Annotated in this window: 27 protein-coding genes and 2 pseudogenes; 15 read left to right on the top strand and 14 right to left on the bottom strand. The window is 64.2% G+C overall.

The features are described from left to right. Positions 1 to 13: 13 nt before the first annotated feature. Genes G3A50_RS14060 through G3A50_RS14040 form a run of 5 tightly spaced genes read left to right on the top strand, consistent with a single transcriptional unit; the run spans position 14 to position 4,693 of the window. On the top strand, positions 14 to 952 hold the full coding sequence (locus G3A50_RS14060; RefSeq protein WP_163075852.1) for a (2Fe-2S)-binding protein: 939 nt from the start codon (positions 14 to 16) through the stop codon (positions 950 to 952). Next, the gene (locus G3A50_RS14055) at positions 952 to 1,884 is read left to right on the top strand and encodes an iron-siderophore ABC transporter substrate-binding protein (protein WP_163075851.1); all 933 of its coding nucleotides are present in this window, start codon (positions 952 to 954) and stop codon (positions 1,882 to 1,884) included. Before G3A50_RS14060 ends, G3A50_RS14055 begins: the two co-directional genes overlap by 1 nt. Then, the gene (locus G3A50_RS14050; RefSeq protein WP_163075850.1) at positions 1,871 to 2,893 is read left to right on the top strand and encodes a FecCD family ABC transporter permease; all 1,023 of its coding nucleotides are present in this window, start codon (positions 1,871 to 1,873) and stop codon (positions 2,891 to 2,893) included. Before G3A50_RS14055 ends, G3A50_RS14050 begins: the two co-directional genes overlap by 14 nt. Continuing rightward, positions 2,890 to 3,843: a FecCD family ABC transporter permease gene (locus G3A50_RS14045; protein WP_163075849.1), complete on the top strand. Its 954-nt coding sequence runs from the start codon at positions 2,890 to 2,892 to the stop codon at positions 3,841 to 3,843. The genes G3A50_RS14050 and G3A50_RS14045 overlap by 4 nt, the downstream gene beginning before the upstream one ends. Positions 3,844 to 3,856: 13 nt before the next feature. Further along, positions 3,857 to 4,693, top strand: coding sequence for an ABC transporter ATP-binding protein (locus G3A50_RS14040; RefSeq protein WP_246251711.1), 837 nt, complete (start codon positions 3,857 to 3,859; stop codon positions 4,691 to 4,693). Positions 4,694 to 5,037: 344 nt separating this feature from the next. Here G3A50_RS14040 and G3A50_RS14035 read toward each other — a convergent pair whose 3' ends face one another. Further along, positions 5,038 to 6,036 carry an aldo/keto reductase gene (locus tag G3A50_RS14035; RefSeq protein ID WP_163075847.1) on the bottom strand — a complete coding sequence of 333 codons (999 nt, stop codon included), beginning with the start codon at positions 6,034 to 6,036 and terminating at the stop codon, positions 5,038 to 5,040. A 14-nt stretch (positions 6,037 to 6,050) separates the two neighbouring features. Next, on the bottom strand, positions 6,051 to 6,647 hold the full coding sequence (locus G3A50_RS14030) for a flavodoxin (protein WP_163075846.1): 597 nt from the start codon (positions 6,645 to 6,647) through the stop codon (positions 6,051 to 6,053). Positions 6,648 to 6,770: 123 nt separating this feature from the next. On the opposite strand from G3A50_RS14030, the gene G3A50_RS14025 reads away from it, so the two are divergent. Then, positions 6,771 to 7,664 carry a LysR family transcriptional regulator gene (locus G3A50_RS14025; RefSeq protein ID WP_163075845.1) on the top strand — a complete coding sequence of 298 codons (894 nt, stop codon included), beginning with the start codon at positions 6,771 to 6,773 and terminating at the stop codon, positions 7,662 to 7,664. 7 nt (positions 7,665 to 7,671) lie between these two features. On the opposite strand, the gene G3A50_RS14020 is transcribed toward G3A50_RS14025, so the two are convergent. From G3A50_RS14020 to G3A50_RS22845, 7 genes and pseudogenes are all read right to left on the bottom strand, one after another. Beyond that, positions 7,672 to 8,388 (bottom strand): DUF4405 domain-containing protein, encoded by a 717-nt coding sequence (locus G3A50_RS14020; protein ID WP_163075844.1) that lies wholly within the window; start codon positions 8,386 to 8,388, stop codon positions 7,672 to 7,674. Positions 8,389 to 8,405: 17 nt separating this feature from the next. Then, a complete protein-coding gene (locus tag G3A50_RS14015; RefSeq protein WP_163075843.1) occupies positions 8,406 to 8,888 on the bottom strand; it encodes a cytochrome P460 family protein in 483 nt (160 codons plus the stop codon). Positions 8,889 to 8,900: 12 nt separating this feature from the next. After that, positions 8,901 to 9,401 (bottom strand): (R)-mandelonitrile lyase, encoded by a 501-nt coding sequence (locus tag G3A50_RS14010; RefSeq protein WP_163075842.1) that lies wholly within the window; start codon positions 9,399 to 9,401, stop codon positions 8,901 to 8,903. Beyond that, positions 9,398 to 9,820 carry a carboxymuconolactone decarboxylase family protein gene (locus G3A50_RS14005; protein ID WP_210255142.1) on the bottom strand — a complete coding sequence of 141 codons (423 nt, stop codon included), beginning with the start codon at positions 9,818 to 9,820 and terminating at the stop codon, positions 9,398 to 9,400. Before G3A50_RS14005 ends, G3A50_RS14010 begins: the two co-directional genes overlap by 4 nt. 5 nt (positions 9,821 to 9,825) lie before the next feature. After that, positions 9,826 to 10,905, bottom strand: coding sequence for an alpha/beta hydrolase (locus tag G3A50_RS14000; RefSeq protein ID WP_163075840.1), 1,080 nt, complete (start codon positions 10,903 to 10,905; stop codon positions 9,826 to 9,828). 59 nt (positions 10,906 to 10,964) lie between these two features. Further along, positions 10,965 to 11,981, bottom strand: a complete 1,017-nt coding sequence (locus G3A50_RS13995) for an alpha/beta hydrolase (RefSeq protein WP_163075839.1) — start codon at positions 11,979 to 11,981, stop codon at positions 10,965 to 10,967. A gap of 739 nt (positions 11,982 to 12,720) precedes the next feature. Then, positions 12,721 to 13,474: pseudogene (locus G3A50_RS22845) on the bottom strand (helix-turn-helix transcriptional regulator). Between the two features lie 97 nt (positions 13,475 to 13,571). On the opposite strand from G3A50_RS22845, the gene G3A50_RS13985 reads away from it, so the two are divergent. Together G3A50_RS13985 and G3A50_RS22660 are read left to right on the top strand one after the other, a co-directional pair. Continuing rightward, positions 13,572 to 14,462, top strand: coding sequence for an SDR family oxidoreductase (locus G3A50_RS13985; RefSeq protein WP_163075838.1), 891 nt, complete (start codon positions 13,572 to 13,574; stop codon positions 14,460 to 14,462). Positions 14,463 to 14,465: 3 nt separating this feature from the next. Continuing rightward, positions 14,466 to 14,840: pseudogene (locus G3A50_RS22660) on the top strand (siderophore-interacting protein); the annotation flags it as partial. Between the two features lie 640 nt (positions 14,841 to 15,480). On the opposite strand, the gene G3A50_RS13975 reads toward G3A50_RS22660, so the two are convergent. From G3A50_RS13975 to G3A50_RS13960, 4 genes are read right to left on the bottom strand one after another with little or no spacing between them, the layout of a single operon-like run. After that, positions 15,481 to 16,083, bottom strand: a complete 603-nt coding sequence (locus tag G3A50_RS13975) for an NADPH-dependent FMN reductase (RefSeq protein WP_163075837.1) — start codon at positions 16,081 to 16,083, stop codon at positions 15,481 to 15,483. Further along, positions 16,080 to 16,757 (bottom strand): polysaccharide deacetylase family protein, encoded by a 678-nt coding sequence (locus G3A50_RS13970; RefSeq protein WP_163075836.1) that lies wholly within the window; start codon positions 16,755 to 16,757, stop codon positions 16,080 to 16,082. Before G3A50_RS13970 ends, G3A50_RS13975 begins: the two co-directional genes overlap by 4 nt. A 34-nt stretch (positions 16,758 to 16,791) precedes the next feature. Continuing rightward, positions 16,792 to 17,499, bottom strand: coding sequence for a GntR family transcriptional regulator (locus tag G3A50_RS13965; protein ID WP_163075835.1), 708 nt, complete (start codon positions 17,497 to 17,499; stop codon positions 16,792 to 16,794). Then, positions 17,496 to 18,380, bottom strand: a complete 885-nt coding sequence (locus G3A50_RS13960; protein ID WP_163075834.1) for a fumarylacetoacetate hydrolase family protein — start codon at positions 18,378 to 18,380, stop codon at positions 17,496 to 17,498. Before G3A50_RS13960 ends, G3A50_RS13965 begins: the two co-directional genes overlap by 4 nt. A 223-nt stretch (positions 18,381 to 18,603) precedes the next feature. Here G3A50_RS13960 and G3A50_RS13955 point away from each other — a divergent pair, with 223 nt between their 5' ends. The 7 genes from G3A50_RS13955 (at position 18,604) to G3A50_RS13925 (ending at position 25,122) form a co-directional block, all read left to right on the top strand. Next, positions 18,604 to 19,590: an ABC transporter substrate-binding protein gene (locus tag G3A50_RS13955; protein WP_163075833.1), complete on the top strand. Its 987-nt coding sequence runs from the start codon at positions 18,604 to 18,606 to the stop codon at positions 19,588 to 19,590. A 26-nt stretch (positions 19,591 to 19,616) separates the two neighbouring features. After that, positions 19,617 to 20,468, top strand: a complete 852-nt coding sequence (locus G3A50_RS13950) for an ABC transporter permease (RefSeq protein WP_163075832.1) — start codon at positions 19,617 to 19,619, stop codon at positions 20,466 to 20,468. Positions 20,469 to 20,473: 5 nt separating this feature from the next. Then, positions 20,474 to 21,253, top strand: a complete 780-nt coding sequence (locus G3A50_RS13945; protein WP_163075831.1) for an ABC transporter ATP-binding protein — start codon at positions 20,474 to 20,476, stop codon at positions 21,251 to 21,253. A gap of 52 nt (positions 21,254 to 21,305) precedes the next feature. After that, entirely contained in the window at positions 21,306 to 22,301 is a 996-nt protein-coding gene (locus G3A50_RS13940) for a VOC family protein (protein WP_163075830.1), read from the top strand. 25 nt (positions 22,302 to 22,326) lie between these two features. Next, positions 22,327 to 22,881, top strand: a complete 555-nt coding sequence (locus G3A50_RS13935) for a carboxymuconolactone decarboxylase family protein (protein ID WP_163075829.1) — start codon at positions 22,327 to 22,329, stop codon at positions 22,879 to 22,881. A 42-nt stretch (positions 22,882 to 22,923) separates the two neighbouring features. Next, entirely contained in the window at positions 22,924 to 23,655 is a 732-nt protein-coding gene (locus G3A50_RS13930; protein ID WP_163075828.1) for a sulfite exporter TauE/SafE family protein, read from the top strand. Between the two features lie 216 nt (positions 23,656 to 23,871). After that, positions 23,872 to 25,122, top strand: coding sequence for a hypothetical protein (locus tag G3A50_RS13925; protein WP_246251699.1), 1,251 nt, complete (start codon positions 23,872 to 23,874; stop codon positions 25,120 to 25,122). Here G3A50_RS13925 and G3A50_RS23010 read toward each other — a convergent pair. Continuing rightward, positions 25,119 to 25,280 (bottom strand): DUF3363 domain-containing protein, encoded by a 162-nt coding sequence (locus G3A50_RS23010; protein ID WP_425483475.1) that lies wholly within the window; start codon positions 25,278 to 25,280, stop codon positions 25,119 to 25,121. The genes G3A50_RS13925 and G3A50_RS23010 overlap by 4 nt on opposite strands. Between the last annotated feature and the right edge of the window lie 178 nt (positions 25,281 to 25,458).

The raw sequence follows: 25,458 nt of genomic DNA, 5'->3' as shown, positions 1-25,458 counted from the left end.
CAAAGCTATGGCCATGAACGGACGGACAGACGACCGCGAGAATACAAACGCGGCGGCGCGAAAGCTCCGCGTCGCCTTCGGCGTGATGGCGCAGCATTGGCCATTGCCGGAGGTGGAGATCGGGCCAATGGCGCCCGGCTTCATGCCCGTCCCGTCGCTGCTTGCCGACGACCGGTTCCTTGCCGCCATGCTGGCGCGCCAGCAGGCAGGAACGCCCGGCCTCGACGCCAAGGGCGCGGCGGCGTACTTCATCTCCGAATATGCTGGCGTGCTCGGCATTGCCGCCGCCTCGCCATATCTGTCGCACTGTCTGGTTCCGGCATTCGTGCCGGAGAACTGCGCCCTAGCCTTCGAACTGCCTGCCGAGGGCAGACCGAAGGTCCGGCTCCGGTTGCTCGACCCGCGCTGTGTTACCGACAGGGGAGGCAATTCCCGCCGCAGCTCAAGCTGCCGTCCTGTCGATCGGGAAGGATTGCGGAGCGAGCTGCGCGAAGGGCTGGAAGCCCATATGGAGCCTCTGATCCACCGTCTGCACGGGCGCACCGGATTGCCGTGGCAGGCGATGTGGCGCCTGGTGTCGGATTCCGTCGCCGCACGTTTCCTCGAAGCCGGGCGACAGTTCGGATGCGAGGAGTCCGCGCAGGCCGAAGCGCTCGCCATATTGAAGGGTCCCGGCTCGCCGCTCGCCAACCGGCAACTGCACTTCTTCGAGATCGTCGTACGGGACGAGGCGAGCCCGCGCCGCATCATCGCCCGTCGCAGCTTCCGCGCGCGCGGCGGCTGCTGCCGATTCTACACGGCGCCGGGCGGATCTTACTGCTCGACCTGCGTGCTGGTGTCTCCGCACGAGCGCCGTCGACGCATTGAGGCGCAGATGCGGTACCGACTCGGCCTGCCCCCCCTCGTGGACACGGCCCCCACCGGTGCCGCACACCCGAAAGACCTCTCCTGATGACACTAAAGGCCATTTTTTTCGCCTGCTTGACCATGCTCGTCCTCTCGGGCACTCCCTCCCATGCGCACGGCGGCTGCGACGGCCGGCTGATCGACGGCTCCGGCGTGCTGCATGCGCCGATCTGCGTACCCAAGGATCCTGCCCGCATCGTCGCGATGGACCCCACCTTCAGCCTCGGTATGGGGCTGGAGCTTGGCCTGCCGATCGTCGGGGCGCCGCTCAGGCTGATGAGCGACCGGATTCTTCGCGATGAAGCCGAGCGCCGTGGCGTCGCCGATCTCGGCAGCTATTTCGAGCCGAGCATCGAGCGGCTGGTCGCGCTCAAGCCGGATCTCATCATCGGCGTCTCCATGGCGGACAGCGCCTATCCACTGCTCTCGCAACTGGCACCGACGCTGCTGATCTCGGCGGGGGACTGGAAGACCTTTCTGTCGCGGCTGGCGCAAGCCACCGGCCGCGAACAGAAGGCCGCAGAGTTGCTCGCGGCCTATGACGCCCGCGTGGCGGCGCTGAAGCCCCGCATTCCCGACCAGCGCGTCTCGGTGGTGCGGATTACTTCCTGGGATTTTCAGGTAAATCTCGACGGACCGAACACCTATGGCCCGTTCTTAGTGCTCCGGGATGTCGGCGTGCGGCGGACCGACTATGAGAAAGCGCAGGGCAACGCGACGCTGAAGCGACCCGACTGGGAGGAACTGGTCAACCTCCAGGGGGACGTGCTGCTCTACATCGTTGGCGGCGCAAACAACTCTGATACCAACGGTCGGCACGAGGAAGTGACTGATAATCCGCTCTGGCGCATGCTTCCGGCGGTAAAGTCCGGACGTGTGCACCGGGTCGATGCCGGCACCTGGATGGAGTTCAGCGGAGTTACCTCCGCGCATCGCGTGCTGGATGACATCGAGCGCCTGATCATTGCCAAACCTTGACGCCATCCCGCCGCGCCGCAGCGACCGGCGCGTGCTCGGCCTTGTGTTGCTCATCGCCTTGGTGCCGCCGACGGCATTGTGGGCGCTGTCGGTAGGCAGTTCTCAGATCGCCCCCGGCGTGTGGTTTGAGGCCCTGATGCGGCCGGACGGCTCGCGCGAGCATATCGTGCTGCTGGACGTACGCCTGCCCCGGATGCTGGCCGGACTTCTGGTTGGCGCACAGCTCGCGGTTGCCGGCGCCATCATGCAGGCGGTAACCGCAAATCCGCTGGCGTCCCCGGGCCTGCTTGGCATCAATGCCGGCGCCGCATTCGCTGTCGTGCTGGCTCTCGCCTTCACCAGCATCGACGCCAGCGGCAGTCTAGTCTGGTTCGCATTCGGCGGAGCGAGTGTCGCAGGGCTCTGCGTCTATGCGCTGGGTTCGATCGGCCGCGGCGGTGCGACGCCACTGAAGCTTGCTCTTGCCGGCGCGGTGCTGACCGCTTTCCTGACCTCGGCGACCACCAGCCTGCTGCTGCTGAACCACGGCACGCTGGACAATCTGAGATTTTGGGCGGCTGGCAGCCTCACGGGGCGATCACTGTCGACCGTGATGGAGCTTGCGCCCTATGGGCTTGCGGGGCTGGCATCCGCTCTTGCCGTCGCGCGCCCGATCATGACGCTCAGCCTCGGCGGCGACCTTGCCAGCACGGTCGGCCAGAACGTGGTGCGGTGGCGGTTGATTGCGGGATTGCTGGTGGTGGCGCTGGCGGGTTCCGCCGTGGCCCTCGCCGGACCGGTCGGCTTCGTCGGCCTCGTGGTTCCCCACGCCGCGCGGCTCCTGGTTGGCGCTGACTACCGATGGATCATGGCCTACAGCGCCCCACTCGGCGCGCTGCTGGTGCTTGTCGCCGATACCGGCATCCGCTGGCTCGTCGGCATCGACTTGCCGGTCGGCATCGCCATGGCGCTGCTCGGCGCCCCGGTCTTCATCGCACTCGCGCGCCGACGCAGCGGGATGATGCGATGAACCGCGGGCTGGCACTCCTCGTTCTTCTGGTGGCGATCGTCGCGGCGCTGTCGCTGAGCTGGGGCGATCGCGGGCTTGCGCCGCAAGACATTCTCGCGGCGCTTCAGGGAGATCCGATCGCCGCCACCATCCTCGGCACAGTACGTGCGCCGCGCGTCGCGACCGCGCTGTTGGTGGGCGCCTGCCTCGGCGTGGCCGGCGCCATCACCCAGGCGGTGATGCGCAATCCGCTCGCCGAGCCCGGCCTCCTCGGCATCAACAGCGGTGCGAGCCTCGCCGTCGCGCTGCTGGTGGTCGGAACGGAGGGAGCGATCGGCCACCTCATGCCGCTCGCCGGCTTTGCCGGGGGCGCACTCGCTGCCGCCGCAATCTATGTGTTGGCCTGGCGAGGCGGCACGTCCTCGATCCGACTGATATTGGTCGGCATCGGCATCGGAGCGGCGACAGGCGCGTTGACCTCGCTCCTCACCGTCTTTGGCGACATCCGCGATGTGCAGCGGGCGCTCGCCTGGATGGCGGGCAGCATCTACAACGCCGACTGGACGAATCTCCGATGGCTGGCCGTGTGGTCGCTTCCGGCTCTTGCCACAACGTGGTGGCTTGCCCGCGATCTTGATCTGTCCGCCTTCGACGACGATGTGAGCGGCGCGCTCGGCCTGCCGCTGCAAGCGATGCGCGCAATGCTGATCGCCTTGTGCACCGTGCTCGCCGGGGCGTCGGTGGCGGCGGCAGGGCCGATCAGCTTTATCGGCCTGCTTGCACCCCAGCTGGTGCGCGGCCTGTCCACCCGCCACGCGATCCGGCTGCCGGCCGCTGCGCTCTGCGGAGCACTCCTGCTGGCCGGTGCCGATATGATCGGGCGGCTTGTGCAATTGCCCGCAGGGCTTCTGACGCCGTTGATCGGCGCACCGTTCATCGGGCTCCTGCTGTGGAGGCGAAGGAATGACTGAACCGACATCTCCGATGCCGCTGCAGGCTCACGAGGTCACCATCGGCTATCACGGCCGGGACATTGTGAACCGGCTGTCGATCGGCATCGAGCGCGGCCGGTTCACGGCTCTGCTCGGCCCGAATGGCTGCGGCAAATCCACCTTGCTGCGCGCCCTTGCAGGACTGCTTGCCCCCAAATCCGGAACGATCAGCCTGGAGGGGCAGCCGATCGCGCAACTCTCGCGCAAGCAGCTGGCAATACGACTGAGCTTTCTGCCTCAGATACCGCGTGCGCCGGATGACATCACGGTACGCGATCTGGTGGAACAGGGCCGCTACCCGCATCGCCGGCCGCTCGCCCCGTGGTCGGCAGCCGACCGGGCCGCCTGCATCGAGGCGCTGGAACTAACGCACATGGTGGCGCGGGCAGAGCAGCCGCTCGCCACTCTTTCGGGCGGACAGCGCCAGCGTGCCTGGCTGGCGATGACGCTGGCGCAATCTGCCGACATCCTGCTGCTCGATGAGCCCACCACTTATCTCGACATGGCCCATCAGCTCGAGCTGCTCGCGCTGTTGCGCCGGCTGGTCGACGAGCGGGGCAAGACGATTCTCGCCGTCCTGCACGACATCAACCAGGCCGGGCAATTCGCCGACAAGCTGGCTCTGCTGAGCGAGGGCTCCATCGCTGGCTTGGGGTGCCCCGTCGATGTCATCACCGCCGAGACCATCCGGACGGTGTTCCATGTCGACGGAATGGTGCTGGCCAATCCGATGGCACCATGCCCGCTCTTCTTGCCGAGGACGGCGCTGGCGTGCATCGATACCGCGGATGATGCTACGCGAAGCTTGGTGCCTGCGCCGGAACGGTGAGGGTATGGACGACCTGAGCCCTCGAAGACGCGGAGGTCATGCAGCACGGTCGTGCAGCGAGGAGCAACTCGTCCTGATTCCGAATGGTACCGGCTCTGACTGAAGGATACCCCTCATTTGTCAGGTACGCGGTCTCGTATCGCAGTCCACTTCTAGGCAATTAAGCAAGTTCTCGAATTGGCGTAAAGGTGCCGACGTGCCCCACCTCGCTGATGTCCGTTTTTGGCCGCGCCCGTTGCCAGATCAATGGCCGAGATGGCGGCGCTAAGCGGACGTGTGCTCTTGACACAAGGCAGGCGCTCGGGATGTCCGGTTTTGCTAAATGCGATGAGCAACGCGCGCTATTAGCGCCCCGTCTGGGCTAGAACTGCTTCCGGCAGACGGGCACCCTGAATGGCAATGGCCGAGGCCGCAGCGTTAATGGTGGTGAGCTCGTCCGACGAGAGCACGACGTCGGCTGCGCCCAGATTCTCCTCAAGCCGGTGAAGTTTGGTCGTGCCTGGGATCGGTACTATCCAGGGCCGCTGGGCCATGAGCCATGCGATGGCGATCTGGGCCGGGGTAGCGTGTTTGTCCACCGCGATCCGCTTGAGCAGGTCGACCAGTGCCATGTTCGCCACGCGTGCGTCAGCCGCGAAACGCGGCGACATGGACCGGAAATCCGTGGGCGCGAGTTCTGTCGATGCATCAATCTTGCCGGTCAGAAAACCGGCGCCGAGCGGACTGAAGGGCACAAAGCCAATGCCGAGCTCCTCACACAGAGCCAGTGCGCCGCTGGTTTCGACGTCTCGCGTCCAGAGCGAATACTCGTTCTGAAGCGCAGTGACCGGCTGCACCGCATGGGCGCGGCGGAGCGAGTCGAGGCTCGGTTCCGAAAGACCGAAATGCCTCACCTTGCCCGCGTCGATCAGCTCTTTTACGGCACCGGCCACATCTTCCATCGGCACCGCCGGATCGACCCGGTGCTGATAGAGCAGATCAATGCGGTCGGTGCGCAGGCGCTTTAACATCGCCTCGACAACGGCATGGATATGGTCTGGCCGGCTGTTCAATCCGCCGGTGCGCGCGCCCGTCTTGAGGTCTATGTCGAAGCCGAATTTGGTAGCGATCACGACCTGGTCCCGAAAGGGCTCGACGGCCTCGCCAAGGAGCGCTTCATTGGCGAAAGGTCCATAGGCTTCGGCCGTATCAAACAGCGTCACCCCGCGCTCAAACGCGGCGCGCAGCAGCTGGATAGCATCCGCATGGGGCGTCGGTTCGCCGTAAGCTGCGGAGAGGCCCATGCAGCCATATCCCAACGCGGAAACTTCAAGGCCCGCCTTGCCAAGTGTGCGCATCTTCATCGGGTTTCTCCCTGTCATGGACGCTCGATGCCGCCGATCCAGGCGGTCACTTCTGCAAGCGTCCGGCGTTCCTGGTCAGCTTCCATCGCAAGCGGTTCAATAAGTTCCGAGCGCGGCGCATGGCTTGCCAGAACCGAAATGCTGCTGCCGAGGCCATAGCCACCGTGGGTGATGAATGGCCGCAGCGTCTTGCCGGCCCAGTCGTGCGACGATAGGAATGACCGGATCACCGGCGGCGCCGTCGTTCCCCAGATCGGAAAGCCCAGGAACACCGTTCGATAGGTGGCGAAATCGGGGACAGCAGCTTTTAGCGATGGCTCGATGCCGGCATCTCGCTCGCGCTGCGCCTGCTCGACCGTCTCCTCATAGTCCTCGGGATATGGCTTTGACGGCTCAATCTCGAAAAGATCGGTGCCGAGCGCCCGCTGTACCTGCCGCGCAATGACGCGGGTGTTTCCCGTGCGCGAGAAATAAGCCACCAGGATATCGGAGCGTGGACCCGGGGCGATCGCTGAGGTGGCCGCAACCGACGCTGCGACGCCGGCTGCGTAGGGCAACACGACCGACGCCGTCAACACTATCCTGCGGGAGAGATCGAACGCGATCGACACAATGCGCCTCCATTATCTGCGGCCCCTATGGGCGTGGAGATATTCATGAAGCTGTATCTAGCGATTGCGGCCGTCCATGATTAGAAGCCATAATACGAATGGTCTCATAAGGCTTGCTAATCAATGTCCGCGCCGAACTTCAACGACCTTGCCGCTTTCGCCATGGTGGCGAGAGAACGCAGTTTCACCAAGGCCGGCGCCAAGCTCGGGGTTTCGCAGTCGGCGCTCAGCCAGACGATCAAGGCTCTCGAAGAACGGCTTGATCTGCGGCTGTTGACCCGGACCACACGCAGCGTTGCGCCGACGGAAGCCGGTATCAGGCTCTTGGCCACCGTTGGTCCGCGCTTCGAGGAAATCGAGGCGGAGATTGCGGCTTTGGGAGATTTGCGGGGCAAGCCCGCCGGCACGGTCCGCATCACGGCCGGAGAGCATCCGGCCATCTCCATCCTGCAGCCAGCCTTACGCCGCTTCCTGCCGGATCATCCCGACATCAAGGTGGAGATCATCATCGACTATGGCCTCGTCGACATTGTCGCCGAAGGCTATGACGCCGGTGTGCGCCTCGGCGAGCAGGTCGCCAAGGACATGATCGCGGTGCGGATCGGCCCCGAGATGCGCATGGCTGTCGTCAGCTCCCCCGCTTATTTCGAGCGATACGGGGTTCCCAAAACCCCGCAGGATTTAACGTCGCATAATTGCATCGCCACGCGCTTCCCGACCCATGGCGGACTGTTCGCGTGGGGGCTGGAGAAGGATGGACGCGAGGTCAAGGTTCGCTCCGACGGCCAGTTGGTCTTCAACAACCTGACCATGCGGCTGGCATCGGCGCTGGACGGGTTGGGGCTTGCCTACATGCCCGAGGACCATGCGCTGCCCTACATCAGCGACGGCAGGCTTATGCGGGTGCTGGAGGACTGGTGTGCGCCCTTTCCCGGTTATCACCTTTATTACCCAAGCCGGCGCCATTCCTCCCCGGCCCTCTCTCTGTTGATCGACACTTTGCGGTATCGCAGCTGACGAGACGTCAAAGCTCGGCAGGGCGTTCTTTCGCGGGACCGGCACGGGTCCATCTGGCCTCCAACGACTGAACCAGCCTCACGCCGTAATAGGTCGCCGATATCACGAGGCCCGCGATCGCTCCGCAATGCACGAAGAAGCCGACTACAGCTTCCTCGAAATCCCACCAGTCCAGCGTCATCTGCATTGAGAGCTTGGCACCCAGCCCGAGCTCCAACCAGCTCCGGATGCCATAGAGCGCGATCGCGGCGGTGATCGTCCGTAACGCAAGCGCTCGCGCGGCGTTTGGCATGCGGATGCCGAGAGCATTCCGCGCTACCCCCATGAGCATCGGCCAACGCAAGCCGAGATGGATCGCGACGATGATCAGAGCCCAATAGGCGGCGAGTGTGTGAACCTGTCGCGCCGTGAAACCACCCCAGGGCGGAAGGACCTCCGATAGCGTTTCGGAGATCAGCACGCTGGTGGCGAGCAGCACGAGCATTGCGGACAGAAGCGCCAACGTGACCCCGACATTGAACAGGCTTCGCGGTTCGCGCCTTGTTCGCGGGACCGAGGCATACCAACGCCGATTGAAGACATTGTGCGCGATGAGCAGCGCGAACATCACGGTGCCCGCCGCCTCGTGAACGCCGTTGCCCAACCACCAATAAGCAAGACAGAGCAGTAGCAATCCAGCAGCGACGCTGTCGAGCCAGAGACGGGAAAGCATCAGATTGCTCATGTCACGCTACCCTCGCGCTATTCGACCGGCGTGCCGTCGAATGAGGGAATGCGATTGCCGGTGAACAGATAGTCGTTCGATGCCTGGCTCTGGTGGCAGGACTGGCAGCGCGCCGTGTTCTCGTTGGTGTTGATGGTCTGATCCGGCCAGAACCACTGGAACTGCCAGTCAGCGGTGCGGCGACGTTCGTCATAATCCGCGCCCCAGCCCTCGCCCTTTTCCATCACGAAGTAGCGGTAGACTTTCCCCTCGCGATAATCGACCAACACGAAGTGCGTGCCGGCCGGGATAGGCTGGCCATCCTTAACCGCTTCGATCGCGGCAGGGGTCGTCATGATGTGCTCGGTGACGTTGCCACGACGAACCGTCGTGTAGTGGGTGAGCTTGCTGATTTCCGGGAACGTCACCCGTGTCGCTTCGGCATGGACCTGCCAGCCGATGGCAAGCAAAGCGGCGACAGACAGTATCGCGATGGCGATAGGGCGCCTGGAGGCATTCATTGGATGCCCGTCCTATCGTTGATATTGCTCGTCCGAGACATGCTCCATCCACTCGACCGTCTTGCCGTCGAGCGTTTCGGAAATGGCGATATGCGTCATCCCGTTTGTTGGCGACGCACCATGCCAATGCTTGACGTTCGGCGGAATCCAGACCGTGTCGCCCGGCCGTATTTCCTGTGCCGGTCCGTCCCATTGCTGGACGAGGCCTACCCCCATGGTGACGATCAGGGTCTGACCGAGCGGGTGCGTATGCCAGGCGGTTCGCGCGCCGGGCGCGAAGCTGACAGTTCCACCTCCGACCCGGGCCGGCGGGGTGCCCTGAAAGCGACCGCTGACATGCACCGTTCCGGTGAAATTCGCGGGCGCCCCCGTGGTTGCAGGTTGGGAGCCGGCTTGGGTAACCGCAACGTCTGCAGCCAAGGCGCCAGGAGCCGACGCGAGGAGCGCGCCGAGCACGGGCAGCAGGCGCGAAACAACCAGCCCGCGCCCCAGTGTTCTGAGAATTGTCGTCATGGCTGCTTGAACACCTCGCGTGCGACGCCGACCGCCGTGACCGCATTGGGCCAGCCGGAGTAAAAGGCCAGTTGCGTGATGACTTCGATGAGTTCGGGCTCAGTCACCCCGTTCTTCTTCGCCAGCGCCAAATGGGAGCGCAATTGATCGGGGCGGTTCATCGCAATCAGCGCACTGACCGTGATGAGGCTGCGGTCCCGCTTGGACAGGCCCGGACGCTCCCAGATGTCGCCGAACAGAACCTCGTCGGTCAGTTCGGCCATCTTCGGCGCGATGTCGCCCATGAGCTGCTGCGCCCGGGAGGGCTGTGCCGTTGCCGCCGGGTTCGGAGCGGCGGGTGCCTGCTCCTGCGCATGAGAAGGGGCCGTGAGCGTGCCCAGCAGCAAAGGCAGTGCGGCGAGTCGTGCGATGAGGTTCATGGGGATCATTCCGATGCTGCGGAGGTCGTTGCGAGGGTTCGCTTGAAGAACGGCGTGAGCTGACCCATCGCGGCATCCACATATTTGGGAACCCAATAGGTTTCGATGTGCGTTGCGCCGTCGATCTTGAACAGCGCCTTGTCCGTGGTCCCGGTCGCCTTCGCGAACGCATCTTCAGTCATGTAAAGGCTGTCTGCGTTGCTGCCGGCGATCATGAGCAACGGCTTGTCGATCAGTTCGATCTGATCGGTTGCATCCCATCGCATCAGGTCGATCAAGCTGCTCGTGGTATATTTGAAGGTTGAGCCCGGATGGGCGTGCGTCTTCCAATAATATTCGTAGCCCTGCCGATAGAGGGCGAAAGGCAGCTTGGCGATCTGCTCGTCTGTCAGGTTTGCGTCACCCGAATATTTCACCTCTCCACCCGCCGCTTGCTGAGCGCGGGCGGCTGAAGCCTGTTGCAGGCGTTCCTGGATGCTCTCGATCTGGGAGTCGACGTAGCCGTTGCGACGAACACGTCCGGAGTTGAACATGCTGATCGTGGCCACCGACCTGAAGCGCTTGTCCGTGGTCGCTGCCGCCAGCGAATATCCGCCGCCGCCGCAAATGCCGAGCAGGCCCATATGCGCAGCATCAGCACCGGGATAGCGGGATATGAAATCCGCCATGCCGAGAATGTCATCGATGCGATTTGCCGGCTTGTCGACGCTGCGCGGCTGGCCGCCACTCGCGCCCTGATAGGCGGCATCAGCGGTGATCGTGATGTAGCCCTGGTCTGCCAGGCGCTGGGCATAGAGGCCCGCAACCTGCTCCTTCACGCCGCCATTCGGGTGAGCCACCACGATGGTGGGATAGCGCTGGCTCGGATCGTAGCCGGCCGGCGTATAAACATTGGCCGCGATATCCAGGCCGTTCAGCTTGTAGGTGACGGGGTGGATGTTGACCTTGCCCGGCTCGTTTGAGGTGATCGCACCGTCATAGACGAGGGTGAAGGGGTTTTGCTTGTAATCGGCGGCCTCGGCCATTCCCGCCGAGAACCCGGTCATCGCGGCCACAATCGTGGCCTTCATCGCAGCGTGTTTCATCGTAATCTTCTTTCAGATCGAAGGCTTGAGAGTGCTGGTCTGCATTACACCCAGCGCCGTCAGTCGAGCTTGTTGTCGTCCAGGAACTTCGAGACCTGATCGGCGATCTCGATGTTGTTCAGGTCCGAGAACGGGAAATGGGTGTTGCCGTGGATGCCGATCTCCGGCAGATGCACCAGGGTCACGTCGCCGCCATGCTTGTTGACGGTGTCCCGCCAGAGCCGGGCCATTTCGAGCCGGCCGCGCCACGCGTCCTGCGTGGGAATATCGGAAGGTTTTGCCGGGATGCTGTCGCCGTAGAAGATGATGATTGGAATCCGGGTCAGTGCCATGAAGTCAGTCATTGGCACGGGAGCGCCCGCTATGGTGTCGAAGCTCGTCACGATCGGGCTGGGCACCTCGGCTTCGGGAAACACGAAGCTGCTGCCGGGCTCGAAGGCCACGATCCCCTTTACGTCAGGGTTCTTGATGGCGGCCAGCCAGCCGGGACCGCCCGCCTGAGAGTGGGTAAACAGGATGCCGGGCCCGATCTTGTCGAACAGCGCCGAGACGCCATCCGAAACGACATTGATGTCGAACGGCCCGGTGTTGGGCGTCATCTGCCGGAAATACTGGTTCAACGTCTCCGCGCCGCGATCGAACTGCACCCCGTCGAAATATTTGGGCCACACGCCAACCCGGAACTGCCCGAACCAGAACTGCTCGTCCGGCGTCGGCTTCAGCGTCGCTTCAACGGTGCTGCGCCCGGCGTTACCGCGACGGGGTTGGTCAACGACATAGGTGGAGAAGCCGCGCCGCAGGAAGATGTTCTGAAAACCTTCACGCCCATCCGGCGTGGTTTCCCACGTCTTCGAGAACTGGCCGGCCCCGTGCCACATTACGATGGGATAGCGATGGGGCGTCGGCGGGATCTGATAGAACGCATAGAGGTGGTCGCCGTGGAAGGTCTGCCCGTCCGGCGTGAGTGGCTTCTTGGGATCGAACGAACCCGGCGCGGTGAGGACGGTTCCGCCGACGGTGAAGCTGCCTTGCTCCTGGATGACGAGCGGGGGCTGCTTCTGGGCGTCCTGTGCCATCGCGCCCGCCGCCCATAGAATGGCAGCTGTGGCGATGAGCGGCGCGTTCAAATACTTTTGTAAATTCAAAGTCGTGAACCCCGTACGATCCTATCGTTACGGAAGACTCTAAACCGGCTGCCATTATGAGATTAGCCAGCTAGGACCGATAGGACCTAGTAGACTGACTTATCAATCCAATCGTTCTGACCCACCTTGCTCTCTAAGCAGCAGGGATGGGTGGGAAAGTTCTCTTTCGGCCGCGCGGCATAGTTCGGCTTCTGGCGCAATGGTGCCGACGTGCCCCACCTCGCTAATGTCCCTTTTGGGCCGTGGCCGTTACCAGATCAATGGCCGAGAACGGGGCGCAAAACGGACGTCGCCGAGAGGCGGCGAGGGGCAGGTATGGGGCAGCATGCATCATAGGGCTATAGCGAACACATAGTTCTGTTCTTGGTCGCTCGCGGCCCGCCAAACACCGCCGATTGCCGCACGGACGACCAACCGGAATTGGAATAACACGCAGGTCTGCACGTAAGGGCGGGAATCGCCCTGTCAGTCGTTCAATCGATCCGCGCGACACGCCGAAACCGGCCGTTCACACCGTTCGCCGCATTCCTGTTTCCCCATGTCCAATCGGCAATTTAAGAAACTCAAATCGGGAACAGGTTTTGGGAAAGCGTGACCTGGCCGGGACGCGCGGCGTATCTCGTAACGGCGTTGGCCCGCCGGGGCTTCCCAATCGGTAAATGCTTACTGACTACCCCGCGAGCAGCGATCGGATGTGTTCGGCTACGTCGGGATCGACCGGATCGTAGACGATCATGCCGAGGTCGGGGCGGCCATCGACCGCGAAGCCGGAATATTCCAGCTCGATCGCGCCCAGCACGGGGTGGCGCAGCCGCTTGGTGCCTTCGCCGTGGAAGCACACGTCGTTGTCGGCCCAAAGCGCCGCGAACTCGGGACTTATCGCGCACATCTCGGCGACAAGCTGGCCGACTTCGGAGACGGCACCGGCCCGCTTCGTGGTCATTGCGAAAGACGAGCCGCAGGATGTTGCGCTCCTTCAGCGGCAACGCCCCCGTAATCCGTCAGCACGAGCGCCGCCGCCCCGTTCCACGCCACCACTTCCCAGGTCGCCGTTTTGACGATGGCTGGGCTGGCGAGCATCCGGTCGAGCAGGCGTTGCAGACGGGCGTGCCTCTGTCCGTCGCCCTGTAGCGGACCTCCGGCGGACGGCCGAGCGCGAGCATGAACAAATGCTCGCGCTTGGCCTCGGTCAACATCAGGCCGCCGGCGATGCGATTCAGTACGTCGGGCGACGGCGCTCCGCCCTGCCCCTGTTCAAGCCAGGTGTACCAGGTTGGGCTGATGTTGGCGCGCTGAGCGACCTCCTCACGGCGAAGACCAGGGGTGCGGCGCCGCTTAACCGGGAATCCGAATGCGCCGGGATCGAGCCGTGTGCGGCGATCACTGAGGTACAGGCCAAGAGGATTGTCTGGGGTAGTCGCCATCGTCAGCCTGTTAGTCATTATAATAGGAACAGATCACTACTTTTACGGGATAATTTACGCATCAACATGACGTGCATCTGCAATGGAGAGTGTTTAGATGCGCGTGTTCCTGACCGGTGCGACCGGATTCATCGGCTCCCACATCATTCCCGAGCTGCTCGCGGCCGGCCACCAGGTGCTGAGCTTGACCCGTTCAGATGCCGGCGCTGAGGCACTGGCTAAGGCTGGGGCTGAGCCGCATCGCGGCGACATCGACGATTTCGAGAGCCTGATGCGGGGCGCGGCATCTTCCGACGGCGTGATCCATACGGCTTTCGACCATAACTTCGCGAACTTCGTCGCGAACTGCCAGAAGGACGCCCGCGCGATCGAGGCGCTGGGCACCGGGCTAGAAGGCACCACCGAGCCGCTCATCATCACGTCCAGCACCGCCATGGGATCGGCCAAGCCGGGTGAGCAAGCGTCGGAGGACGTTTTCGCCGCACAGAGCCCCAATCCGGGTGTCGCGTCCGAGCTGGCGGGTCAGGCACTCGCCGAGCGCGGCATCCATGTCATCGCACTGCGCAACTCGCAAATCCACGACACGCGCAAACAGGGTCTGGTCAGCGACGTGATCGAGCTTGCCCGTAAGAAGGGTGTCTCAGCCTATGTCGGCGAGGGCGCCAACAATTGGTCGGCCGCGCACGTCTCCGACACTGCCCACCTGTACCGGCTGGCGCTGGAGCGGAACGAGGCCGGCGCGCGCTATCACGGCACGGCTGAGGGGGCGATCAGCTTCCGCGAGATCGCCGAGACGATCGGGGAGACCTTTGGCCTGCCTGTAAAGTCGGTGAGCGCGGACGAAGCCGGCGCGCATTTCGGTTGGCTCGCGGCATTCGCGTCCAAGGACATGTCGGCGTCCGACACGCTGACGTGCGAGCGGCTGGGCTGGAACCCCGCAGGGCCGACGCTGCTCGCCGACATTCGCGCCACGAAGATCGAGGCCTGAGTCATGGCCGAGCGCCGGATCGAGCGCGTCCGTCACGACACGCGACGCCGCATGCTGAGGGTCGATACCGTCGTGAGGCTGACCCCGCACATGGTGCGGATCGGCTTTACGTCGGATGATCTCGCCGGCTTCACCAGTCTGTCGTTCGACGACCACATCAAGCTGTTCTTCCCGGCCGAAGATGGCGGCGCGGACCAGATGCGCGACTACACGCCACGCCGCTTCGACGTGGGCGCTTGCCGCCCGTCCCGGTGATCGGCTGGAGATTGGTGGACCGCGCGGTTCTGCGATCATCCCGGCCGACTTCGACTGGTACTGGCTGGTGGGCGACGAGACGCGTTGCCGGCGATTGGACGCTGGGTGGAGGAAGCACCGTCAGGGCCGAACAGCTCGTCGAGCACCTCTGCGAAGTGGGCTTCGATGACACGCAGTTCGGCTTCCGTTATCGGCAGCACCTCGGGTCCGTCATCGGTTACGTGGATTCCAGCACGCGCGGATTCGATGGGGTGCGGATTATTAGAAGTCCGTGCCTTCTCTCTCGCGTAGGCGTAAAGGTCCACCGGCAATGTGCCGGCAGTGGCGCGAGCGCAGGGTTTACGGTGTGGGAGCTTTCGGCATCTCGTCAGTCCGGATGGCTCACTGGGCTTACGGAATGGCCGTTATGCACGCTGCGGCTTTCGATGTTTGCAGAACGAATGAGCGGTGGCAGCTCAGTTAGCCTAGCCGACCATTCTCCGCTGTCGAGCATGTCGACTTTACTTCGGATGGCCTCGATTGCGGCCAGCGCGCAGTTCTGGCGTATTGCTACTTGATCACCTCAGCCTCGGAAGTAGCCGGCCTGTATCATGCACGACAAAGACCTGCCCTTGAACCGAGCGGATTTCGGGAATAGTTCTTCGAGGTAAGGCAATCAACTTGTAAAGTGGGCATCTAGGTTCAAGTTAAAACTTGTGATAGGTCAGATCATACCGGAATGATCTACGCGAGGAAGCCTAGACTATAACGGCATTCCAGGTTTCTAGGCATGCTTGGACGGAGCATCTTGCCGATTGAGCCTGGCTCCAGCTTCTTCGACCAAATCCGCCAGCCGGCAGAGATGGTCGGCCACAAACGCGCGTGTCGGCCCGTCGATGAGGCGGCCTTCTTCGTCGAACTTGCTCCCTGCCTGACCAATCATCACCTCGGCTCCGTTCAGCAGGCGCGCGTCCATGTACACGAAGATCTGCCGCAGGTGATAATTAGCCAGTGCCGCGCCGAGCGCGCCGTTGCTCGCCCCCATAATGGCGATCGGCTTGTGAAGGAAGGGCTGTTCGGGACGGCGCGACGCCCAGTCAATGGCGTTCTTTAGCATACCCGGCACCGAGCGGTTGTACTCCGGAGAAGCGATCAGCAGCGCGTCGGCGGCACGAATGGTCTCGCGAAACTGCACCGCCGGCTCGGGATAGCCGTGCAGTCGCACATCCTCATTATAGGGTGGAATGTCTGAGTAGTCATAGATGTCGATTGCCATTCCCACCGGCGCCAATTCCCGGCAGGCGCGCAACAGCGCCGTATTGTAAGACCCCTTCCGGGCACTGCCGGAAAGTGCCATCACCCGCATCGCGCAGTGCGCCGCCGTCATGGGGTCGCCGCCTGCCGACCCGGCTCGTCCGCGAGGGAGAATGTCGTCTTGTCGCCCGTCAGGACGCCGTCGCGTATGACGATACAGGCTGGCGGCAGTTCCTGCACGATCTCGATCCCGCGCCTGGCGAGTTCGTGGAGGAATGCGTCGAGCGTGTCCAGCATCGGCGCGATGAAGCGATCATGCAGGACGAGGAGCGTCCAGTCGGTATCGTCCAGTTCCCCGATCCCCTTGGCGAGCCAGGGACGGTGCGGGGCGATCCAGTCGCCGGGGGCACTGGTCCAAGTCACCACGCTGTAGCGGTTGCTCTCGAGATAGCTGAGCGCGTCGGTGCTCAGCAGATGCCGGCCGACCGCTCCACCGCCGTTGGGGCGGAAGAAGCGGCTTGGATGCGACAGCTCGCCGATGAGGCGTTGGGTCTCGCCGATCTCGCGCTCCACGCGCGCGAGCCCACCATCCTCGCCGAGCGGCTTGGTATGGGTCAGCGTATGGTTGCCAATCCAGTGGCCTTCCGCATGAGCGCGGCGAGCGAGTTCGATGCCGCCAGGCTCTTGCAGGCGCTGGCCGACGACGAAGAAGGTCGCCTTGATCGAGCGCTCGGCAAGGAAGTCGAGAAGCAGTTCGGTCGCGCCGGGCCAGGGGCCATTGTCGAAGGTAAATGTGAGCCGTTTCATGGTCAGGCATCCTCGGGCAGAGAGGAGCGGCGGTTCAGCCATGGCCGTCCGTCGCCAGATCTTTCAAAGCGATCCGCAGCAGATTGCCAGTCTTGGTGTAGTGCTCGACAAGCAGGCCCACCGCACGGTCGGCGTCGCGTGCCAGCACCGCCTCGGCGATCTCCTCGTGCTCATTGCGCACGTCGCGTGTGGTTGCGTGGTTGAGCCGCGAGAGGTGCCGGTAGCGATTGTTCTCATCGTAGAACTGCTTGGAGAGGCGCAGCAGCAGGCTGGAGCCGCAGGCGGCCAGCAGGCTCATGTGGAAGGCCCTGTGGTGCCGCTCCCACTCAACCTCGTTGCCTTCGATGCGGCCGACGCCCGACAGGCGGAAGCGGGCAAGGACGACGCCCTCCTCCCATTTGCGCCCGCCGCGACTGATGGCGAGCCGCAGGGCGCGCTCTTCGATCATACAGCGGACCGCGAGCAGGTCCTCGAACTCGTCGGCGCTGACCTCGGCGACGCGGAATCCCTTCTGGTCCTCGCGCACCACCAATCCATCTGCGGCGAGGAAGCTCAGCGCCTCGCGCACCGGCGTGGCGCCGACGTCATATTCTTCCCGCAGCTGCTCGATCTTCAGCTTGACGCCGGGCTTCAGCTTGCCGCTGACGACGTCGCCATGGATGCGCGCATAGGTCTCGCTCGTGCGCGAGCGGAATTCCTGGCCGCCTTCCTCGTCCGCGGGATGGAGGTCGGTGGTGATCATGCGATCGCCCGCTCCCGGGCCTCGACTTCCGCCGCGATCGGGTTGCTGAGCGTGCCGATGCCATCAACCTCCACCTCGACGACGTCGCCTGGCCGCATCCACACCGGCGGCTTGCGGGCATGGCCGACGCCGTTCGGCGTGCCGGTGGCGATCAGGTCGCCGGGTTCCAGCGTCATGATCTCGGAGAGGATGGCGATGGTGCGGTAGACGCTGAAGATCATGTAGTCGGTGTTTGAGTCCTGCATCACCTGGCCGTTGAGCCGGGTGCGGATGCCGAGGCCCTTGGCATTGTCCGGCACCTCGTCGGCGGTCACGATCCACGGGCCGAGCGCGCCGGTACCGTCGAAATTCTTGCCGGCGGTCCACTGGTTGGTCCGCCGCTGATAGTCGCGGACGCTGCCGTCGTTGAACACCGTGTAGCCGAAGATGACCGACTTCGCCTCGCTTTCCGGGACGTGGCGGCAGCGCTCGCCGATCACGATGGTCAGCTCGGCCTCGTAGTCGAGATGGCTGGAGCAGGACGGCACGATCATCGGATCGCCCGGCCCGATCAGCGAGGTGGTCGCCCGCAGGAACATGGACGGATAGTCCGGCAGGTCGTGCCCGCCCTCCTTGGCGTGCTCGGCATAGTTCAGCCCGAGGCACACGAACTTGCCGGGATTGGAGAGCGGCGACAGCAACCGGCACCGCGCCAGCGGGACGCGCTCCGCGGCCTGGGCGCAGGCCGCCTCCACCTTGCTGCTGACGTCGGCGCCCGCCCGGATCAGCTCCAGCATCGTCGCCGGCGCGCCCGGCACGTTCGCGGCGACATCGACCACCTCCGACCCGATCACGACGCCGAGGCGGGGTCCGCCATTATTCTCGTAGCTGACATAGCGCATGGGATTTTCCGAAGCGTGAACAGGAGGACATAAACTCGATAAGAACAATCGATATCGCTGCATCCTAAAAAAATCAACCGTTCGATAAAATATCGATATTTGTTGACGGGCTTTCCGAAGCGGCGCTAAGCTTCTGCCAATCGCGCCGTCGAGCGCACGCATCCGATCCCCCGACGCCAACATGAAAGGGGGACGCGGTGCCAATGAAGAGGAAGGGAGGATTATGCTCAGGACAGCATTCGCCGGGCTTTTCTCGGTCCTGACCGCCATCGGCGCCGCGCAGGCCGCGGATACGATCACCGTCGGCATGGCGAGCGGCGTCAATCAGGTCACGGCGCTCGTCGCCTCGGAGAAGGGGTTCTTCAAGGACGAGGGCCTCGACGTCGTGGTTAAGCCGGTCGAGCGGGGGAATCTCGCGGTCGAGGCCCTCGTCGCCGGCTCGATGCAGTTCGCCGAGGTCGCCGACGCAACGTTCCTTGCGGCCGTTGACAAGGGGATTCCGCTGGTCGCCCTAGGTGCCGCCTCGCGCGGCTTCACCGGCAAGATCGTCGCTTCCCCGAGCCTCGGCGGCGTCAAATCGCTGACCGACCTCAAGGGCAAGCGCATTGGCATCCAGGTCGGCACCGGCGTGCACAACGTCTTCCTGCGTCTCATCAGCAAAGAAGGGATGAAGGAGAGCGACTTCAGAATCTCCAATGTCCGGGTAACGGATATGCCGACCGCCATGGCGTCTTCCGGGACGTTCGACGCGGTGCTCGGCTGGGACCCGATGATGCAGCGCATCGTCCAGGCAGGCTACGGCAAGGAGGTGATCAGCGCCGCCGAGATCCAGAAGATGGCCGGCATCACCTATCCGCTCCTCCTGGTCGCTAAGCGCGACTACATCCAGGACGATCCACAGACGGTCCAGCATTTCGTCAACGCCTATTCGCGCGCCCATCAGTGGATCCGGCAGAACCCGGACGGGGCGCTGGACATCTATCTCGATGCCATCACGCGCATGGGCGCGCCGATGGACAAGGAGATCGTGCGTACCATGATGTTCGAGGTCGATAAGTTCGGCGGGGTGCGCTTCATCGACAGCGACTGGTCCGAGCTCTCCGGTAGCGCCGAGTTCCTGACCAAGAACGGCGTGCTCTCCAAGGTGCCGGACCTCAAGTCGATCACCGACCCGTCCTATGCCGCTGCCGCGGACGCGGCGTTCAAGTGATTTTGCCGGCCCGAGGAGACTCACACATGACCGCTATCGATCCGGACAGAGATCTGGTGTCCGGGCCGGGGCCTGGCGCCGAGGCGATCAAGATCGGCGGAGGCTTCCGCGCCAGCCTTATCAGCCTCGCCTATCTCGCCATTCCCATCGTCATCATCCTGCTGCTCTGGGAACTGGTGGCGCGGCTGAGCGGCATGCCGGCGGCCCTGCTGCCCCCGATCAGCGCCATCTTTGCGGCGCTGGTGCGGCTCACGGCGCAGGGCCTGCTCTTGCATGACATCCTCGCCTCGCTCGCTCGACTGTTCGTCAGCGTGGCGATCGGCTCGGTGGCCGGCACCATCATCGGCGTGCTGATGGGCTACTTCCCGATCTGGGAAAAGGCCCTGTCGGGGCCTCTGAACTTCCTGCTGGCGATCCCCGGCACAGCGATGTTCCCGCTGTCGATGATCTGGTTCGGTCTCACCGAAATGGCGATCATCAGCATCCTGATCTACGAGGTTGCGCTCACCGTCACGCTCAACACCTGGGCGGGGGTGAAGGCGGTGGACAATTCGCTGATCCGCGCCGGACGCGCCTTCGGCGCCTGCGGGCCGGCGCTGTTCTGGCGGGTGCTGATCCCCGCAGCGCTCCCCTCCATCATTACAGGCTACCGGCAGGCCTTCTCGCGCTGCTGGCGTATCCTGATTGTCGCTGAAATGCTGGTCTCGGTCGGGGCTGGTCTCGGCTACCGCATCTACTGGGGCCGCGAGTACTTCAATTCGGACGTCGTCTATGGCGGCCTTCTGGTAGTTGGCATCATCGGCCTGCTCATCGAACGGGTCCTGCTCAGGAGCCTCGAGGTGGCGACGATCGAGCGCTGGGGCACGGTGCGGGAGTAGGAACGATGGGCGAGCTTTGTATCGAGAATCTCCAGAAGACCTATTCCGTCAAGGACGGCTGGAACCGTACCAAGGAGCTTTCCGTCTTCCGTGACATCTCCTTCACGGTGCGCGACGGCGAGTTCGTCAGCGTCATCGGCACCTCGGGCTGCGGGAAGTCGACGCTGCTGAGCATCGCCGGCGGTCTCGCCCAGCCCTCCGGCGGGCGCATCCTCGTCGACGGCAGGGCGATCAGCGGCCCCGGCCTCGACCGCGGCATCGTCTTCCAGGAATTCGCGCTGTTCCCCTGGCTCACCGTGCTCGGCAACGTCGCCTTCGGGCTGCGCTCGAAGGGCTTGCCGCGCAGGCAGCGCGAGGAGATCGCCGCGCGCTACGTCAAGCTGGTCGGCCTCTCCGGCTTCGAGCACTACCATCCCAACCGACTCTCGGGCGGCATGCGCCAGCGCGTGGCGCTGGCCCGTGCGCTGGCCATCGAGCCCGCGGCGCTGCTGATGGACGAGCCTTTCGGCGCGCTCGACGCGCAGACCCGCGAGGCGATGCAGAACGCGCTCAGCGACATCTGGGCCAAGACCCGCAACACCATCCTGTTCATCACGCACGACATCCGCGAGGCGATCTATCTCTCGGACCGCGTGATGGTGCTGGCGGGGCGGCCGGCCTCGGTGACCTTCGAGCTGGAAGTGAACCTGCCGCGCCCGCGCAGCCGCTTTGATCCGCTGTTCCAGACCTTCGAATCCCAGCTCGAGGCCGCCATCGGTCACAAGCCGATGATGGCGGCCGAATAATTCCCGCCGCCGCACATCGCAGGTGCGGCTCGCCCTCCGCAGGGATGCAGCCATGGCCATACCGCAGACGAACTTCTCACCCGCCTTCAACACCACCCGCGCCAGTCATGTCGTGCTGACCACCCGCGACCTGCCGCACAGCCGCGACTTCTACACGGAGGTGATCGGCCTCGTCGTCACCGACGAAACTCCGTTCGAGATCCATCTGCGCGGTCTCGAAGAAAGCGGCCACCACAGCCTTGTGCTGCGCAATACCGGGGACCCACCCGCTTGCGAACGCATCGGCTTCCGCGTGTTCCAGGACGAGGACCTCGATCGGGCGAAGGACTATTTCGATCGGCGGGGCATCGCGGCGCGCTGGGCCGAGCGTCCCTACCAGCTGCGCACGCTGGAGGTGAACGATCCCTCAGGCATTCCGCTGGAGTTCTGCTTCGGCATGCCGACCCAGCCGCGCCTGCACGACAAGCCGCATCTGCACCGCGGCGCGGCGGCGCTGCGCTACGATCACGTCCAGTGCCTGGTGCCCGACGTCGCCGCGACCGGCCGCTTCTACACCGATATCGGCTTCCGCATCTCCGACTACTTCGTCGACAAGGAAACTGACGAGGAACCGCAGGGCCTGTTCCTCTACCGCAAGAACAACCCGCACGACATCGTCTTCCTGATGCGTCCCGGCCCGCAGCTGCACCATTTCGCCTTCGTCGTCGCCGACGTGCAGAGCCTGTTCCGCGCGCTCGATACGGCCGGCGGCATCGGCTTTTCGCGCAACCTCGAACGCGGGCCCGGCCGCCACGGGCAGGGTCACGCCTTCTACGTCTATTTCCGCGATCCTGACGGTCACCGCGTCGAGATTCTGCCGCCGCCGATCCAGATCCTCGATTTCGAAGACGGGCCGGTGCGCTGGCACAGCAACAATCGCTTCACTTGGGACCTGCCGCCGCCGCGCAGATGGCTGCACGAAGCGACGTCCTTCGCGGGAGCGCCTCTCACCGCTCCAGCGCTAGAGCCGAACCTGTTCTCGCTCGAAGACTACCTCGCCCGGCGTTGAGCCGGTCCCCGCATGGATGCCCGCAATGTCGGAACTCTTCCTCTCACTTCCCGACCTGTCGGCACTGACGCCCGAGCAGCAGCGCGTGGCGGAAGCCGTAGCGGCCGGCCCACGCGGCGAGGTGCGCGGACCGGTGCGGCTGTGGCTGCACAGCCCGGAACTCGCGGATCGCGCCCAGAAGCTGGGCGAATTCTTCCGGCTGGGAACCACCCTGCCGCAACGGCTGTGTGAACTCGCTATCCTCGTCACAGCCCGCCACTATGGCTGCGACTATATCTGGTTCAATCACTCCCGCGTCGCGCTGAAGCAGGGCATCGCGCCCGACATCATCGAGGCCATCCGCACCGCGCGGACACCCAGCCTTGACGACGCAGCCGATCAGCTCGTCTACGATTTCGTGCATTCGGTGCTGCGGGGCGGCAAGGTGACGCCGCCCCTGCGGACAGCCGCCATCGATATGCTGGGGGAGCGCGGCGTGGTCGAGCTCGGCGCGCTGGTCGCGCACTATTTTTCCGGTGCCATCGTGCTCGGACTCAGCGGTGTTCCTCTTCCGGACGGCTCGCGGACCTGCCTTGACTAGGACACCGGCAGACTCGCGCCTCGCCCGGAGCTGGTGTCACAGATGGATTGGCTGATGCTCGCCGCCGCGCTCTTCGTCACCGCGGCATCCTTGCTGCGCGGTCTGACCGGCTTCGGCTTCGCCATCGTGGCGATGCCGCTGCTGTCGCTCGTCATGCCGCCGATCCTAGCCGTGCCGATCGTCACGCTGCTGCAGATTCCCTCGGGCGTGCACACAATCTACGGCGACTGGCGAGACATCGACCTGCGTTTCGCACTGGTCGTCTGGATCGCCGGTCTGCCGACCATCCTTCCCGGGCTCTACCTGCTGTCGCTGGTGCCGCCGCACGACATGCGCCTGATGATCGGCGCCATTGTACTCCTCTCCACATTTGTTCTTATGGTGGGCTTCAAGCTCGACCGAAGCCCGCGCACCGCCGAGCTCATTGGTGCCGGCGCACTCAGCGGCATCATGCAGGGGGCGGCGGCAATGGCCGGTCCGCCGCTGATCCTGCTGGCATTGAGCTCCAACTGGCCGCATGCCCGCTCGCGTGCCACGCTGTCCTTCGTCTTCTTGCTTCTGGGCAGCGCCAGTCTCGTCATCGGGATGTGGCGCGGGATCATTTCGGCGGACAGCCTCCTTGATGCCCTTATCCTGCTTCCCGGTCTGATAGTCGGCCAATATGCCGGGACGCACCTCTTCCGGCGGCTCAATGCCAGATCTTACAAAGTGATCGCCATCACCTGCGTAGCGGCTAGCGCTGCTGCGGTGATCACACGAGCCTTCTTGGAGTGAGCCGTTGATCGGCACTCGCCTCCGCAACCAATAACGCCCGGCCGCGCGGTTGAACTGTCGCGACCTCGTTGCTCTCCGGGACGACTACCGGGTCATGTTGGTTCTTCGCGGGCGTCCTTTTCTGTGAATGGCGTTGGTCGGCCGGCGGAGGTGTCATCGATCGGGATAGATTGCGGGCTTCCCGTGGACGTCGCTCGCATTTCCGCATGATCGCCCATGTCACCCGCCGCGAGATGTACAACCTCGTTTGGGCCGAGCCGCTCGACGCCGTTGCTGCCAAGCTCGGCATTTCGCATTGGCGGCCAAAAAGATCTCTGCGTCCAGCATCGCGTGCCACTGCCGACCGCGGCCTATTGGCGTGACCGAGCGGCCGGCAAGAACCCGAGGCAGACGATCTTTGCGTCCTCGGCCGATCCTGCTGTCGAGCTCATCAGCCTCGATCCGACGAGCCCCTCAGACCCCGCCATCGAGGAGCGCCTCGAACGGGCGCGCAAGGCAGCGATCGCGCCGCGTCGGCTTTTGAAGCCGCGAGAGCCGAACCCGCGAACGATCGAGTGGAGCCGGATCGACAAACCCCATCGTGCCGTGTTGCTGACCGCCCACACACTACGCCACGCCAAGCCGCGTCATGACGACATCATCGCGATTAGCGGGGAAGGTTTACTGTCGATGCGGCTGGGAGCCGGTTCGATCGAGAGGGCGATCTTCATTCTCGACAGCATCGCGCGCGGGCTGGAGGCGCGGGAGATTTCCTGCACCTTGGTGGGCAAGCACGTCGAAGTCCGCCGGGGCGTCGACAAGGTCCCCTTCATCCTGGCGGAGACCATCAAAAGGCGGAAGCACGAGCCTACGGTCGACGAGTTGAAGGCGGAGGAGCGCTATCGCCGCTCGGCTCGCTACCGTGACTGGGCGTTCACCTACGAACGCCAATATCCCGAGTTCGATTACATCCCGAGCGGTGCGCTGACGATCTCCATTGAAGCCTGGAGCATGGACCAGCGCCGCCGCAACTGGCGGGACAACACTCGTGCGACCCTGGAGGCCCAACTCGACTCCATCATCGAGGAACTCCAAAGCTGGATCGACTACCGGCGCGATGACCGTCTCAAAGACGAGCGCAACGCACGCCTCCGCCGTCGCGCGGAAGAGAACCGGAAGCGGACAGAGGCGCACACCAAGCGTGAGAAGGAGCGCGACGATCTGCTCGACGAGATCGTCGAGATGGGTCGCAAGGCCGACCAGTTGCGCTTCTGGATCGCGTGGGCGGCGGATATCGAGGATGCCGAGACGCAGCGCATGCTGAGCTGGGCGCGCCAGCGTCTCGGCGAACTGGAGCGGGCGCAAAATCCCGCCTCGTTCGGGGATTGGCTGCGCGAGCGCACGCTGTTCCCGGAAGTCGATAAGTTCGCGCCTCTGCCGGCCGACCCAGATCTGGAGACGCCACCACCGCCGGGCAGCGAGGCCTAAAGCCCCAGCCCACGATTGCGGCCAAGGCTCCACTCGACGCCGCCATCGTGGGAGATACCGGAAATGTGCCGGCCGATCTGCTTCTCCAACACGGGCTGCCAGGGCACGAACTGGAAGCCGAGACCATTGTCGATCATGGCGAAACGCCCGCTGACCAGATTGACTGAGCCAGCGAGCCGGCCGGACGCATACTCGCCCGGTTGGCTCGGGGTTTAGGCAACGCCCCGCTCTGCCGCCATGGCACGGCCGACACGGTTAACTTCGGCGGCCTCAAGGCGAGCGAGGATGTCGCGCAGAGCACGGACGGTGCCGTTTTCCAGTCGGACAGCATGGCCC

This window comes from Ancylobacter pratisalsi (assembly GCF_010669125.1).
GTDB classification, from domain to species: Bacteria; Pseudomonadota; Alphaproteobacteria; order Rhizobiales; family Xanthobacteraceae; genus Ancylobacter; species Ancylobacter pratisalsi.
This window is presented reverse-complemented; position numbering and strand designations above follow the sequence as displayed.

Excerpts from the sequence above, each read along its gene's own strand:
- G3A50_RS14060 (WP_163075852.1), top strand. The coding sequence starts at position 14 with ATGAACGGACGGACAGACGACCGCGAGAATACAAACGCGGCGGCGCGA.
- G3A50_RS14055 (WP_163075851.1), top strand. The coding sequence starts at position 952 with ATGACACTAAAGGCCATTTTTTTCGCCTGCTTGACCATGCTCGTCCTC.
- G3A50_RS14045 (WP_163075849.1), top strand. The coding sequence starts at position 2,890 with ATGAACCGCGGGCTGGCACTCCTCGTTCTTCTGGTGGCGATCGTCGCG.
- G3A50_RS14040 (WP_246251711.1), top strand. The coding sequence starts at position 3,857 with ATGCCGCTGCAGGCTCACGAGGTCACCATCGGCTATCACGGCCGGGAC.
- G3A50_RS14035 (WP_163075847.1), bottom strand. The coding sequence starts at position 6,036 with ATGAAGATGCGCACACTTGGCAAGGCGGGCCTTGAAGTTTCCGCGTTG.
- G3A50_RS14025 (WP_163075845.1), top strand. The coding sequence starts at position 6,771 with ATGTCCGCGCCGAACTTCAACGACCTTGCCGCTTTCGCCATGGTGGCG.
- G3A50_RS14020 (WP_163075844.1), bottom strand. The coding sequence starts at position 8,388 with ATGAGCAATCTGATGCTTTCCCGTCTCTGGCTCGACAGCGTCGCTGCT.
- G3A50_RS14015 (WP_163075843.1), bottom strand. The coding sequence starts at position 8,888 with ATGAATGCCTCCAGGCGCCCTATCGCCATCGCGATACTGTCTGTCGCC.
- G3A50_RS14010 (WP_163075842.1), bottom strand. The coding sequence starts at position 9,401 with ATGACGACAATTCTCAGAACACTGGGGCGCGGGCTGGTTGTTTCGCGC.
- G3A50_RS14005 (WP_210255142.1), bottom strand. The coding sequence starts at position 9,820 with ATGAACCTCATCGCACGACTCGCCGCACTGCCTTTGCTGCTGGGCACG.
- G3A50_RS14000 (WP_163075840.1), bottom strand. The coding sequence starts at position 10,905 with ATGAAACACGCTGCGATGAAGGCCACGATTGTGGCCGCGATGACCGGG.
- G3A50_RS13995 (WP_163075839.1), bottom strand. The coding sequence starts at position 11,981 with ATGGCACAGGACGCCCAGAAGCAGCCCCCGCTCGTCATCCAGGAGCAA.
- G3A50_RS13985 (WP_163075838.1), top strand. The coding sequence starts at position 13,572 with ATGCGCGTGTTCCTGACCGGTGCGACCGGATTCATCGGCTCCCACATC.
- G3A50_RS13975 (WP_163075837.1), bottom strand. The coding sequence starts at position 16,083 with ATGACGGCGGCGCACTGCGCGATGCGGGTGATGGCACTTTCCGGCAGT.
- G3A50_RS13970 (WP_163075836.1), bottom strand. The coding sequence starts at position 16,757 with ATGAAACGGCTCACATTTACCTTCGACAATGGCCCCTGGCCCGGCGCG.
- G3A50_RS13965 (WP_163075835.1), bottom strand. The coding sequence starts at position 17,499 with ATGATCACCACCGACCTCCATCCCGCGGACGAGGAAGGCGGCCAGGAA.
- G3A50_RS13960 (WP_163075834.1), bottom strand. The coding sequence starts at position 18,380 with ATGCGCTATGTCAGCTACGAGAATAATGGCGGACCCCGCCTCGGCGTC.
- G3A50_RS13955 (WP_163075833.1), top strand. The coding sequence starts at position 18,604 with ATGCTCAGGACAGCATTCGCCGGGCTTTTCTCGGTCCTGACCGCCATC.
- G3A50_RS13950 (WP_163075832.1), top strand. The coding sequence starts at position 19,617 with ATGACCGCTATCGATCCGGACAGAGATCTGGTGTCCGGGCCGGGGCCT.
- G3A50_RS13945 (WP_163075831.1), top strand. The coding sequence starts at position 20,474 with ATGGGCGAGCTTTGTATCGAGAATCTCCAGAAGACCTATTCCGTCAAG.
- G3A50_RS13940 (WP_163075830.1), top strand. The coding sequence starts at position 21,306 with ATGGCCATACCGCAGACGAACTTCTCACCCGCCTTCAACACCACCCGC.
- G3A50_RS13935 (WP_163075829.1), top strand. The coding sequence starts at position 22,327 with ATGTCGGAACTCTTCCTCTCACTTCCCGACCTGTCGGCACTGACGCCC.
- G3A50_RS13930 (WP_163075828.1), top strand. The coding sequence starts at position 22,924 with ATGGATTGGCTGATGCTCGCCGCCGCGCTCTTCGTCACCGCGGCATCC.
- G3A50_RS13925 (WP_246251699.1), top strand. The coding sequence starts at position 23,872 with ATGTCACCCGCCGCGAGATGTACAACCTCGTTTGGGCCGAGCCGCTCG.